Annotated in this window: 12 protein-coding genes and 2 pseudogenes; 10 read left to right on the forward strand and 4 right to left on the reverse strand. The window is 66.7% G+C overall.

Annotation, left to right across the window (positions count from 1 at the left end; all coding sequences use genetic code 11):
- The first annotated feature begins 50 nt into the window (after positions 1–50).
- On the forward strand, positions 51–1,385 hold the full coding sequence (locus OG225_RS19690) for a DUF5933 domain-containing protein (RefSeq protein ID WP_405183004.1): 1,335 nt from the start codon (positions 51–53) through the stop codon (positions 1,383–1,385).
- On the opposite strand, the gene OG225_RS19695 is transcribed toward OG225_RS19690, so the two are convergent.
- Both OG225_RS19695 and OG225_RS19700 read right to left on the reverse strand, forming a co-directional pair.
- Positions 1,372–1,908, reverse strand: a complete 537-nt coding sequence (locus OG225_RS19695) for a DoxX family protein (RefSeq protein WP_405183005.1) — start codon at positions 1,906–1,908, stop codon at positions 1,372–1,374. The genes OG225_RS19690 and OG225_RS19695 overlap by 14 nt on opposite strands.
- A 30-nt stretch (positions 1,909–1,938) precedes the next feature.
- Positions 1,939–2,721 (reverse strand): dioxygenase, encoded by a 783-nt coding sequence (locus tag OG225_RS19700; RefSeq protein WP_405183006.1) that lies wholly within the window; start codon positions 2,719–2,721, stop codon positions 1,939–1,941.
- A gap of 97 nt (positions 2,722–2,818) precedes the next feature.
- Here OG225_RS19700 and OG225_RS19705 point away from each other — a divergent pair, with 97 nt between their 5' ends.
- The 6 genes and pseudogenes from OG225_RS19705 to OG225_RS19730 all read left to right on the forward strand — a co-directional run bounded on the left by OG225_RS19705 (position 2,819) and on the right by OG225_RS19730 (position 8,404).
- Positions 2,819–3,328 carry a MarR family winged helix-turn-helix transcriptional regulator gene (locus OG225_RS19705; protein WP_216910602.1) on the forward strand — a complete coding sequence of 170 codons (510 nt, stop codon included), beginning with the start codon at positions 2,819–2,821 and terminating at the stop codon, positions 3,326–3,328.
- Positions 3,329–3,406: 78 nt separating this feature from the next.
- Positions 3,407–4,165, forward strand: a complete 759-nt coding sequence (locus tag OG225_RS19710; protein ID WP_216910600.1) for an enoyl-CoA hydratase — start codon at positions 3,407–3,409, stop codon at positions 4,163–4,165.
- Positions 4,166–4,492: 327 nt separating this feature from the next.
- Positions 4,493–5,194 (forward strand): hypothetical protein, encoded by a 702-nt coding sequence (locus OG225_RS19715; RefSeq protein WP_405183007.1) that lies wholly within the window; start codon positions 4,493–4,495, stop codon positions 5,192–5,194.
- A 1,186-nt stretch (positions 5,195–6,380) separates the two neighbouring features.
- Complete coding sequence (locus OG225_RS19720) at positions 6,381–7,295, forward strand: cutinase family protein (protein WP_405183008.1); 915 nt, start codon at positions 6,381–6,383, stop codon at positions 7,293–7,295.
- Positions 7,296–7,375: 80 nt separating this feature from the next.
- Positions 7,376–7,663: a DUF1330 domain-containing protein gene (locus OG225_RS19725; RefSeq protein ID WP_109530509.1), complete on the forward strand. Its 288-nt coding sequence runs from the start codon at positions 7,376–7,378 to the stop codon at positions 7,661–7,663.
- A gap of 91 nt (positions 7,664–7,754) precedes the next feature.
- A pseudogene (locus OG225_RS19730) lies at positions 7,755–8,404 on the forward strand (SDR family oxidoreductase).
- Between the two features lie 31 nt (positions 8,405–8,435).
- On the opposite strand, the gene OG225_RS19735 reads toward OG225_RS19730, so the two are convergent.
- Positions 8,436–9,368 (reverse strand): ATP-binding protein, encoded by a 933-nt coding sequence (locus OG225_RS19735; protein ID WP_405183304.1) that lies wholly within the window; start codon positions 9,366–9,368, stop codon positions 8,436–8,438.
- A gap of 149 nt (positions 9,369–9,517) precedes the next feature.
- Positions 9,518–10,216: a response regulator gene (locus OG225_RS19740; RefSeq protein ID WP_405183009.1), complete on the reverse strand. Its 699-nt coding sequence runs from the start codon at positions 10,214–10,216 to the stop codon at positions 9,518–9,520.
- A 695-nt stretch (positions 10,217–10,911) separates the two neighbouring features.
- Between OG225_RS19740 and OG225_RS19745 the strand changes: the two are divergent.
- The 3 genes and pseudogenes from OG225_RS19745 to OG225_RS19755 all read left to right on the forward strand — a co-directional run.
- A pseudogene (locus tag OG225_RS19745) lies at positions 10,912–11,500 on the forward strand (alpha/beta hydrolase); the annotation flags it as partial.
- Positions 11,501–11,846: 346 nt separating this feature from the next.
- Complete coding sequence (locus OG225_RS19750; protein WP_405183010.1) at positions 11,847–12,311, forward strand: hypothetical protein; 465 nt, start codon at positions 11,847–11,849, stop codon at positions 12,309–12,311.
- Complete coding sequence (locus tag OG225_RS19755) at positions 12,299–12,751, forward strand: hypothetical protein (protein WP_405183011.1); 453 nt, start codon at positions 12,299–12,301, stop codon at positions 12,749–12,751. Before OG225_RS19750 ends, OG225_RS19755 begins: the two co-directional genes overlap by 13 nt.
- Positions 12,752–12,881 lie beyond the last annotated feature (130 nt).

Consider the following 12,881-nt stretch of genomic DNA (forward strand, 5'->3'; position numbering starts at 1 on the left):
GCGTTCAATCCTGCGACTCACCGTGTTCACATCGTGTTTACGATGACCGAATGCTTATTCACGACGCGCCCGGCAGTTCGACCTCACCACCGGATCCACCGGGTGCGGAAGGACTCCGGGAGCGTCACTTTCGGCCCGCGGTGATCTGGGGCGGGATCGGCGCCGCGATCGTGGTACTGGTCGCGGGTCAGCTCATGTCCGTTCACATCCACGCGCTCGGCCCGCTGACCAGCCTTTTTCGCGACTACGCCGGGGTTCCGAAATCCGCGACGACGCCGTGGGCCGGTTTCCTGCTCGCGCTGATCGGCATCACGGCGCGGGCCCGGGTGAACGCCCTCGCCGCCGCCGTGGTCATCGACCTGATCTTCGTCGCGATCCGGACCGTCGACGGCAGGCCGTTCACCGTCGGCAACGGTCCGACCATCGTGCTGACCGCCGTGGCGCTCATCGCCGCGCTGCGCTGGTCCGGCATCCGGCGCTCGACCGCGTTGCGCACCATCGCCCTGGGCGCGCTGCTCATCCTGGCGACCAAGGTGGGCGAGATCTGGCTCGACATCACCGCGTGGGCCTGCCCGCAGGTCCTGGATTCCTATGTGGAAGTGGCCGATCGGGCCCTCGGCAGTCCCGCGTGGGTCGTCGGGCACGCGCTCGATATCGCGGGGCCGGTGCCGCTGGGCGTCGTGCGCTGGGTGTACTTCGAACTGCCCGTGGCCGCGATCGTCGTCGCGGCCTGGCAACTGCGCCGGGTGACCACGGGGGTGTGGCCGAGCCATCACCTGGTGCGGACATTCCTCGTACTCGGTCTGGTCGGGCCGATCTGCTACGTGCTGTTCCCTGTGGTCGGACCCGTTCTCGCGTTCGGACCGCAGGGCAACGGGCTGGAACTGGCCGATGTGTGGCCCGATCTCGTTCCCGCCCTGCCCGCTTCGGTGGATTCCATGCCGTTCGACGGCATCACCCCGCGCAATTGCATGCCGTCGCTGCACACGGCGTGGGCGCTGTCGCTGTTCATCCACTCCCGCCGCGGGCCGCTGTGGTTGCGCTGGGGCGGAGCGTTCTGGTTGGTGTGCACCCTCGTGGCGACCCTCGGACTCGGGGCGCACTACGGCCTGGATCTGGTGGCGGGCGCGGCGCTGTGCCTGACGGTCGAGTCGGCGCTGCGCGACCCGGAACGCGGCTGGGACCGCGCGCGGGTGACGGTGATGACACTCGGCGTCGCGGTCTTCGCCGGGGTGCTGCTGTGCACGCGCTATCTCGCGATACCGATGGCGACCTATCCCGCGCCGTTCGGCATCGTGATCCTCGGTGCGCTGACGGCGCTGGCGATCGTGTTCTACCGAACCTGGTTCGCCGACCAGCCCGGCGACCGCGTCAGCCCCGAATGATCAGCACGACCGCCGCGGTCACGACCGCGAGCGCGATGGCGGCGATGCCGTAGGCGAGGCGGTGGTAGCGCAGACCGGGCAGGTAGTGGTCGAAAGCGACGCGCCCCGGCCCGGTCAACGCGAGTCCCGCCGCCGTGCAGGCCAGGACCAGGTCGTATTCGATTCCCTTCGGCGCGAAGAATTCGCCGGTGCCCTTCACCGCGATGGCGTTGATCATCACGCCGAGGATCGCGGCGGCGGCCAGCGGGGTGAACAGCCCCGCGATCAGGCCGATACCGCCGAGGGTTTCGCTCAGCCCGGCGATCCAGGCCATGGTCTCGCCCTGCGGGTAGCCGCTGGATTCGAAGAACCCGCCGGTCCCGGAGATCCCGCCGCCGTCGAACCAGCCGAACAATTTCTGGGTGCCGTGGGCCGCCATGGTCACGCCGACGACCAGTCGGATGACGAGCAACCCGAGGTCGAGCGCGGATTGATCGGCGACGGGTGCGGTGAGCACGGGCCTGTTCGAGGGAATCGTTGCCATGGGTATCTCCTTACCGGTGGGGTGATCGGGTCAGCCGAACTGGACGGAGCGTTTGGATAAACCGTGCCAGAAATCGTCGATGACCGTGCGCTGGGTCGCCATATCGGTTTCGCCCGCGCCCAACGTGACGAACAACGGGGCGAAATGCTCGGAACGCGGATGCGCCAGCTGCGCCGCGGGCGCCTTGTGCTCGAAATCCAGGAGCGCGTCGATATCGCCGGAGGCCAACGCGCGGTTGCCCCAGTCGTCGAATTCGGCCATCACCGGGTGCACCGAGCCGTCGTCGGTGAGCGCGCGCAGATTGTGGGTGAAGAAGCCACTGCCCACGATCAGCACTCCCGCGTCGCGCAGCGGGGCCAGCGCGCGCCCGACCTCGAACAGTCCGTGCGGGTCGAGGGTGGGCAGCGACATCTGGAGGACCGGCACATCCGCGTTCGGATACATCTCGACCAGTGGCACGTACGCGCCGTGGTCGAGTCCGCGCTCCGGTACGTCCCGCACCGCCGTGCCCCGCCCGCTCAGCAGCGCGCGCACCTGGGCGGCCAGTTCGGGAGCGCCGGGCGCCGGGTAGCGCACCTGGTAGTAGTGCCGGGGGAATCCTCCGAAGTCGTAGACCAGCGGCACCGATTCGGTGGCGCCGAGCGCGATGGGGGCGTCCTCCCAGTGCGCGGAGATCATCAGGACGGCGGTGGGTTTCGGCAGTTCCGCCGACCACGCCGCGAGCTGCCCCGGCCAGATCGGGTCGTCGGCCAGCGGCGGCGCGCCGTGCGACAGGTACAGCACGGGCATCCGCGTGGACTGCGTCGCTGTCATGAGACCTCCCATGTCCCTCATATCATTCAAATTTGAACAACCTTCTCGAAGACTACCTGTTAGTTCGGATTCGAACAACAGCGGTAGGCTTATCAGCGTGGACGAAACGACGTGGCTGAACAGCGAGGAGATGCGCGCCTGGCAGGCACTGCTGTCCGGATGGGCGCTGCTCGATCGCGAGATCGAGCACCAGCTCAAGAACGATTCCGGACTGTCCCACACCCAGTACGAGGTGCTGGTGCGACTGGCCGCCGCGCCGGAGGGCCGGATCAGGATGACCGAACTGGCCGATTCGCTGGTGAACTCCAAGAGCGGGCTGACCTACCAGGTGAGCCGCCTCGAAGAGGCCGGACTGGTGCGCCGCGAGGCCTGCCCGACCGATGTCCGCGGTGTCAGCGCGGTCCTCACCGACAAAGGTCGAGACACCCTGGACAAAGCCGCGCCCGGTCACGTCGCCCAGGTCCGCGAACTGCTCATCGACGTGTTGACGCCGACGCAAATCACCGCGCTGGCCGACGGCCTCGGCGAGGTCGCGCGCCGCATCCAGGAAGGCTCGCCACGCGCCGGACGAGCGCCGACGACACGGCGGCCCGAGCGCACCGTCTGACTCCCTTTCGGCTCGGCCGGGGACGGTTCCACCCCCACCACTGCCCGCCCGCTCGACCGCGTTGCCTACGATCCGGCCATGGCCGAGATCAGGAGTGAACGGCGGGGCAAGGCAGCGGTGATCACCGTGCACGACCCCGACCGACGGAACGCGTTGACACTGGAGTTGTCCGAACAGTTGGCGGCGGCGGTGGACGACGCCGAGCGCGACGATGCCGTGCACGCGGTGATCGTCACCGGAACACCGCCCGCGTTCTGCGCTGGCGCCGATCTGACGGCACTCGGTGAAGCGCGCGAGCAGGGTTTGCGCGCCATCTATCACGGATTCCTCGCCGTGGCGCGATGCTCGCTGCCGACCATCGCCGCGGTCGGCGGCGCGGCGGTGGGAGCCGGACTCAACCTGGCACTGGCGGCCGATATCAGGATCGCCGGGCCGCGCGCCCGTTTCGACGCGCGATTCCTGCGCCTGGGCATCCATCCCGGCGGCGGGATGACCTGGATGCTGCAACGGGCGATCGGCACCCAACGAGCGACCGCGATGACACTGTTCGGGGAGATCCTCGACGCCGAGGCGGCCCGCGAAGCGGGTTTGGCGCACCGGGTCGTCGACGGCGACCACGACGCACTGCTGGCGGCGGCCGTCGAATTCGCGAGCGGTGCGGCCGAAGCGCCGCGCGAGTTGCTGAAGACCACCAAGCGCACCATGCGCCACACCGCGACGCTGGACGCGCACGCCGACGCGGTCGACGCCGAGATCGTGCCGCAGGTCGCCTCGATCGAATCACCGGAGTTCGCGGCCAGACTGGCCACGATGAAGGCCAGAATCGGCGGAAACTGATACCCGATGTGCCGCAGTGACTTCGGCTGCGGCACATCGTTTCGATCACGGAAGTATCACGCATAACAAATTGCCGAATTCGGTCAATACGACCCAATGCCCGATTACCGACATACGACAAAACATGTGACACTTGTCTCCACAGCGGCTCGACCGAGGCAATAGACAGGCTCTGAGCTGCGGTTTCAATTCTTCTCACCGCGCTCGACACCTCGCGGAGAACAGAGTTTCAAAAGACGGACACAATTGGTTAACCGGCCGTTCGCTGGAATCGATTGTTATCGAATCGTCCCACTTGTGAAACGATTCGAACGAGGTATCCGAGAAATGCTGATGAGGAAATTCGCCGCCACGTCGGCACTTCTGATCGCCGCGCTGGGCGTCACCGCGGGCGCCGCCGACGCCGCCCCGGCACCGACCGAAACCCCCGTCGGCTTCACCGCCGACACCGTGGGCTCCTCGACCGTCGTGCGAACCGACGCCGGATCCCTCACCGTCGACAACGGCGTCTTCCAGATCAGGGCCGACAACGGCACCGTGCTCGCGGGCGCACCGCTGTCCTTCCGCGTCGACGATTTCGAATTCCCGATCGCCGCCGATATCGCCGACCACACCGCGACCCTGACCCCGCAACTCGACATGGCGCACGCGACCTACAAGCCGGTCGCGCTGCCGTTCGAGGACAAGGCGCCCTGGAAGAGCGAATACGACCGCGAGCAGGCCGCCTTCAACCGCATGAAGGACACCATCGCCATGGGCGCCACCATCGGCACCCTCGCGGGCGGTCTCGGCGGCGCGGCCGTCGGCTGCGTCCTGGGCGGCATCGCGGGCGCGACCGTCGCCTCGGCCACCATCATCGGCCTGTTCGGACCGTTCATCCCCGCCGCCGTCATCGGCTGCCTCGGTGGCGTCGTCGCCGTCGGCGCGCTCGGCACCGTCGCCGGACAACTCCTGGTCACCGCGCCGGTCGCGATCGGCGCCGCGATCCAGTACTTCGCCACAATCAACGCCCCCTTCCAGACCAAGTGAGTCGTTCCGACGGCCACCGAGATCGGTTCGGCGGCCGATAGTTTCACCCTCCCGCGTCGCCGGACCATTGCCCCCGGATCGAGTCGGCCGACTCGATCCGGGGGCGCTCTCGATTTCCCGGCATGGGGTTCGGGCGCGATTCCTTTCGATCGATGACCGACACGCCCGACCCGCACACGAGTTTCACGCGCGAGATCCGGGCGAACGGGACGCCATCGGACGGCAGCGGCGGAATCCACAACGGATGCGCGAAAGACATTCCAGCCCAACAATTTCCGGGATCGCCCCGCCCGAACACACCGCAGGATGGCGCGACGCCCGCATCCCGGACCACCGAACCCCGACCGCCGTGTCGACGGCACCACCCCGGCGACGACACCGGGGTCCGTCACCGACGCAATGACATTGGGGAGACGGCGGTGTCACATCGGGGGACAGTGTGACTTCCGTAAGCCACAAGTTATCCATCACTTCACGGCTATTTCGCCGAATGACGACTTCGACGAAGACCGGCGCGAGGCGGTTCGCACGCACGATCGAGGCCCCGACACTTCGCGCGGTCACTGCCGTCGCGATATTTGGCCTGCGGACTCGACGGCCGAAAGATGAACATGATCAGTATGTCCTACCCGGCAACCGCAGCGTGGCACGCCTCTTCCGACGAACCGCACCCGGTGCGGACAGTTCGCTCGAAACCTCACACCGAATCGTCGACGATTCGCCGTAGCCTCCTATATGTTAGTACGAATTCTGGCACAGTGAAGCTGACGACGTGACGCGCACCCGCATCACTCGTCTCCGATCACCGGCGGGATAGCAGCCCGGAGTGTCAGCGCCGACGTGTCGGCAGATCTCCGCGGGTGGACCGAACGGGTGGAAGACATGCGCACGACAACTCGACGAAGAAGCCGGGACAGCCCGCCACCGACCAGCGATTCGGGCATCGACGCCGAATCCGGCCACGATGGACAGCGTCGGCCGTCATCCCCATGAACCGGGACGACCGCACACGCCGCGCGCGCAACATGGCTTACACTTCCCGGGCGGTCCCCGTACTCCATGAATTCCGTGTCGCGGCACTCTCGCCAGACCTTGTGCCGACAGGGGATCCGCCCTGTATCGCGCAACCGTCCCGGGCACCACTTCGACCGAGTGACTTTCGGCAGTGAATACAACGGAGTACACGATGCTGACACGATGGAAGATCCATGCCGCCGCCTGCGTGGCCACGATGCTGACCGCCGCCCTCCAGTTCGAGGGCGCCGCCGTCGCGGGAGGCGCACCGGCCCATTGCCCCGACCTGTATGTCGTGGCTGTTCCCGGCACATGGGAAACATCCAATTCCGAACCGGGCAGGGGGATACTCGCGCAGAGCGTCGACAATCTGCCCGGTGATGTCCAGGTCGACTACGTCACCTACGCGGCCACCGCATTCCCCTGGGAGGGTGAGGTATACGGCCGCTCCAAACAGGAGGCGATCGACAAAGCGCGCGGATTCGTCGCCGACATGGGCCGGTCCTGCGCGGCGACCCGTATCGCGCTGGTCGGTTACAGCCAGGGCGCGGACGCGGCGGGCGATCTCGCGGCGGAGATCGGCACCGGGCTCGGCGTCGTCGCGGCGCACCGGGTCGCGCTGGTCGGATTGATCTCCGATCCTCGCCGCTCCCCCTCCGACACCTTGATCGGCCCGCCCGTGCGCGGCGCCGGAGCGGGCGGCCCCAGGGTCGGCGGTTTCGGCTGGGTCACCCCGCAGACCTACACCTTCTGCGTCGACGGCGACCTCTACTGCGCCATGCCCGACGGTGATTTCGCCGGCCGGATCGCCGGTTTCGTCGTCCAGCTGTCGAATCCCGATCCCACCAAGATCGGCAGCTACCAGAGCCAGGCGGGCGAGCTCATCGGCGACGCGCTGGCGGCGGGCGGGCTCGGTCTACTGTCCGACCAACTCAACGGCAGCGCCTACGAGCAGCGCAAGCAGCAGGTCGACAACTTCCTGAAGTCCGGCGCTCACCAGGCCTATCCCTCGTACGCCGTCGACCCGGGCGGCGCCACCCCGTTGACCTGGCTGCGTCAACGGTTGATCGAGGCCGCCGGTCGATGACCATGGTCCCGCACGGTTCTCTTTTGGTACCTTCAGCTGAAGAGTCGACGTCGACTTTTCTGCGTGAAGGGTGATCCGGAGTGTCCAAAGGCTATGTGATCGTTACCGAGGCGATCAAAGATCCGAGCAAGATGGCCGAATACGGCAAAGCCGCCGCGAAGGCCATGGCCAAGGGAGTTACCGTCCTTGCCGTCGATACCAAGACCCAGGTGCTCGAGGGCGAATGGCACGGAAACCAGACGGTTGTGCTGGAATTCGAATCCCCCGAGGCGGCGAAAGCCTGGTACGACTCCGAGGAATACCAGGCGGCCATCCCGCTGCGCCAGGCAGCCGCGGACGCCAATTTCGTGATCGTGAACGGGCTGTAGGACCCGCTCGAATCCCCGAGGTTGTGATCGGCACCCGTGTCGATCACAACCTCGATTCGTGTTCGAATCGCCACGGCTGACCAGGAGAGATATGTCCTACGACCTGTTCACGTTGGATGGCAGGGTCACGGTCGTCACCGGCGGCGGACGTGGCATCGGCAAGATGATCGCGCGCGGCCTGCTGCACGCGGGGGCCACCGTGTACGTGAGCAGCCGCAAGGCCCCGAACTCGACGCGACCGTCGACGAACTCTCCCCGCTCGGCCGCATCGAGGCCATCCCCGCCGATCTGAGTACCGAGGCGGGAATCACCGAACTGGTCGACACCGTCGGCCGACGCGAGAACTCGGTCCACACCCTGTTCAACAACGCGGGCGCGACCTGGGGCGCACCGCTGGAGGAATTCCCCGACTCCGCCTGGGACAGAACCTTCGACCTCGATGTCAAAAGCGTTTTCACGCTCACCCGCGCTCTGCTGCCGATGTTGCGCGACGCGGCCACCGACGACGATCCGGCGCGGGTAATCCTGGTCAACGCCATCGCGCCCGGCCTGTTCGAATCGAAGATGTCCGCGGCGGTCCTGAAGACCGGCGGCGACGCCATCGCCGCGCAGTTCCCGCTCAAACGCATCGGCAGGCCCGACGATATCGCGGGTATCGCCGTCTTTCTCGCGAGCCGCGCCAGCTCCTACATCACCGGCGCCGTCATCCCCGTCGACGGCGGGGTGAGCACGACTCGCTGAGCGGTGGACGACGCCGCCGGGCGTAGGGAATTCAGTGGTCGGGCAGGACGACGCGAATCCTGGAGCCCGGATCGGCGACGGCGATCGTGCCGCCGTGCAATTCCACGATCCACCGCGAGATCGCCAATCCCAATCCCGTTCCGCCACCGTCGGAGCGACCACCCCGGGTGAAACGATCGAAGATCCCGGCTCGCTCCGCCACCGGAATTCCGGGACCGTCGTCCTCGACATCGATGACCACCCTGCCCTCGGCTGCGCGCGCCGTTATCCGCACCTCGCCCCCCGCGGGACCGTGCCGGGCGGCGTTGTCGAGCAGATTGAGCAGCACCTGATGCAATCGTGCGCGGTCTGCACGGACGCACACATCGCCGGGGTCCACGTCGGTGCCGAAACGCACGCCACGGCCCAACGCCGCCGCCGTCACCTCGGCTTCGTCGACCACCCGCGCCAATAGCGGTGCGACGGCGACTTCTTCACGGTCGAGCGGAATGGCGCCCGCTTCGATACTCGACAGATCCAGGAGTTCGGAGACGAGCAACCCGAGACGTTCGGTCTGGGCCAGAGCGGTGCGCAGCGTGCCCGGATCCGGTTCGGACACCCCGTCGACCAGATTCTCCAGCACCGCGTTGAGTGCCGTGATCGGCGTGCGCAATTCGTGCGACACGTTGGCGATGAGATCGCGACGCTGCTGATCGGCGGCGGCCAGGTCGGCGGCCATCTGGTTGAACGCCTCGGCGAGCTGGCCGACCTCGTCGCGCGAGCTGGCCCGCACCCGGCGCGTGTAATCCCCCTGCGCCATCCGCTTCGCCGCCGCCGTCATCTCCCGCAGCGGCCGGGTGATGCCGTGCGCGAGAAACTGTGACGTCACCAGCGCGATCACCAACGCGGCCACGGTGGTCTTCGGCGGTAACCACCCGATCCGGAATCGGAAGAACCCGAACGCGACACCGCCGGACACCAACATCAGAATCGCCAGTTTGAGTTTGACCGAGCGCACCGGGTCGAGCGGACGCGGAAGTACCGTCGCGATGTGGTCCGTCCACACCCGAATCCGCTGTGCGGACGAACCGTTCCCGATCTCGCCGCCGCGAGCGGAATCGGTCTGCGACTCGATCACGGCGCCTCCAGCGCGTACCCGACACCGTGCACGGTCCGGATCAGGTCGGCCCCGAGCTTGCGGCGCAACGCCTTGACATGACTGTCCACGGCACGGGTACCCGCGGCGTCGGCCCAGTCCCACACCTCCTCGAGCAACCGTTCCCTGGCCAGCACCACACGGGGGCGGCGCGCGAGTCGGGCGAGCACTTCGAATTCCAGCGGCGTGAGCTGAGCTTCGTTCTCCGCGCGCCACACCCGGCGCTGGTCGACGTCGATGCGCAGATCGCCGACGACGATGCTCGCCCCGTCGCGGTCCGCCGCCCGATCCACCCGGCGCAGCAGCGCGTGGACCCGAGCGGCGAGCACCCGCATCGAGAACGGTTTGGTGAGATAGTCGTCCGCCCCGACCCCCAAGCCGACGAGCTGATCGGTCTCGTCGATCCGCGCGGTCAACATCAGCACCGGAATCGCCCGCCCCGCCTGGATTCTGCGGCACACCTCCAACCCGTCGAACCCGGGCAGCATCACGTCGAGCACCACCAGATCCGGCTCGTTCGCCCGCACCGCCGCGACCGCCCCCGGCCCGTCGTGCGCCACTTCGACGGTGAATCCCTCCGCCCGCAATCGAGCCGCGACCGATTCCGCGATGGTCACTTCGTCGTCGACCACCAGAATCCGCCGCGCCCGCCCATTCCCCGCCCCACTGTGTTCCATGTCGGAACCCTAACCATTCGGTGTGGAGACCACCCGCCCCGATTGTGGAGATTCGGTGCGGTTTTCGTCATCGATCCAGACCTTCGACGGCGCAGGCGTCGGAGGATGATCTCGCACCGAGCGACATCGAGAGAACGGCCCCGCGCTTCCGTGCGCCGCCGCCTCTGACCTTCGCGCGGCATCATCGTGGTCGATCATTCGCACGAAGCGGTCGCGAGCCTCGAGGCAATTCAACCGCACAAAGTTACTTTATATTCTTCCCTGAAACGAGACGGTGGCACACGATTCGAAAAGGCCTACGGCGGTGGCGGCGATATCACGTCGAGGAGCCCCGGTCAGCGATCTGTGACTCGAGACAGTCGGAGTGCGCTTCTACGTATACTTCTCTGGCGCTTCGGCATTGCGACGACCGGCGAGTGGGGAACTCTCCAGATTCGGGCGATCCACTCGCCACCTACACGAAGACTGATAAGTTACTAGCTGTTCTTATTGGATTGCATGAAGTATCGATCTCGTCGCTCGTCCCCCCGGCGAGGCGGCCGAGTTCATCGGTCGGCTCGACCCGTACCGCCCAGTGGATTCGACACCCGGTGCCGCGATGCCCGTCCACCCACTTCCTGTTGTCCCACGCACCACGCTTTCTCGTATCCGGAGGATCCATGAACTCCCCAAGAACCGCTCGCCTGCGATCGGCCGCCGCCGCGCTCACCGCCTGCCTCGACGGCATCGGCGGTCCGATCGTGCTGGTCGGCCACTCCTACGGCGGGGCGGTCATCGGCAATGTCCACGATCCCGATGTGAAGGCGAATGTCTTCGTCGCCGCCTTCGCTCCCGCGGAGGGCGAAATCGTGCAACTGCTGTTGAACCCGTTCACCTATCCGGGCAGCCCGCTGCTGCCGCCTGCCGTGCTGATCACCCCGGTCCCGGATGCGAACAGCCCCGTCGGCATCGGTATCGACGGATTCATCCCCGAACTCTTCTTCCACCAGGTCTTCGCCCAGGACCTCACGCCCGCGGTCGCCGCCGACCTGTACGCCCACCAGACAACCGCGGCGTTTGCAAGCCAACCTCGAACCCAGCGGCCCACCGTCCTGGGCGCACACGCCCAGCTGGTACCTCGTCTCGACCCGAGACCGGGTGATCCCACCGGCACCGCAACGCATGATGGCCGATCGCGCCGCACCCGGCCGCACCGGTGACGTCGACGCATCGCACGTCTCCCCCGTCTCTCGGCCCGACCGCGTGACCGCGGTGATCCGCGACGCCGTCGTGGCGACATCCTGACCTCACATCGACACCGGGACGTCCTCGGCGCGGGAAGCCACAGCGTGACCGCCGCCGAGAGCCGCGTGGAGCGCAATAAGGAAGTCGACGATGACTACCGAATATCCGGACGGATCCGAGCTCGTATCGACGGGCGTTACCGCATCCGAAACAGCAATGGCTACCCGGGCGCTGGCCGACGATCTGGTCCGCCACCTGTTCGACAGCGTGGTTTCGCGTGGCGCCGCCCCCGACAGCGGGACCCGCGAATACGTCACCGACGTCACCCAGGCATGCCTGGATGTTGCTGTCGCCACCTTGGACGGGCGCTACAAGTCGGCGGCGAGAAGTCCTGAAACCACTCGAGGTGGCCGCGGCACAGTGGGCTCGCGACGGGGTCCCGATCGAGCGGATCAACCACGCCATCCACGACGGCTTCCGCATGATGATGGAACTGATCTCGTCGAACGCGTTCGGCACCGACGCGAGTTATCTGGCGCGTGTGCGGCGAGTTGCGATGGAGGTACTGGAAACAGTCACCTCGACGATGTCGTTCGCCTATGTCAAAGAACTCCACGCGGTGATCGCCGAGAATCACAGAATCCCGCGGGCGCTGACCGTGGCATTGCTCGGCGGGCACGATACGTTGACGATCACGCACGAGAGCGGCATCAAGATCGCGCGAAGTTATTCGGTGTTGGCCGTGCACTTTCCCGCTCGACGAGACGACTACAACTCCACGTCGAGCACCCATATCATCGGCGGACGAGTACTGCGGCGCATACGGGTATCGCTCGCCGCGCAATCTCGGTGGGCGCGTTGTCCCTGCTGAACATCGATGGCGGAATCATTTCGATTCCCTCGTCACGGTGCGCCGACGGCGACCTGGACCGCCTGGTGGTCGGCCGGTCCGAGGCGGCGGACATCGAACTGACCGCGACCTGCGCGGAGGCCGAGCCGGAGGATATTCCGGCGGTGGTGGAGCATCTGCGCGAACTACTGAATCTGGTCAGGCAACTGCAATTCGCTCCCGGGCTCTACCGTTTCGCCGATCTGGCGGTCGAATACCAGCTGACCAGGCCGAGCCCCGCACGTCGGTTTCTCGGCGAGATGCCGGCGCCGCTCGACGCCCATCCGATGTTGATAGACACCCTGCGAACCCACATCGGCAACAATTTCAACCGCCGCCGCAGCGCACGCGACCCCCGATGCCGCGTCGGCCTGACTTCGAATTCCGACCCATCGAACACGTGCGTGCGCGTGGTCATTTAGATGTCACGGGCCGAGCCCGTACGAACAGCAGGGCCGACGAGTCGAGTACCGAGTGTATTCCAGTAGCGCATTCTGGTGATCATTCTGGAGAACTTTCCATAAGGGATATCGGCAGGTCGCTTCACTGCCC

It is taken from the genome of Nocardia sp. NBC_01377, from assembly GCF_045040005.1.
GTDB lineage: Bacteria > Actinomycetota > Actinomycetes > Mycobacteriales > Mycobacteriaceae > Nocardia > Nocardia noduli.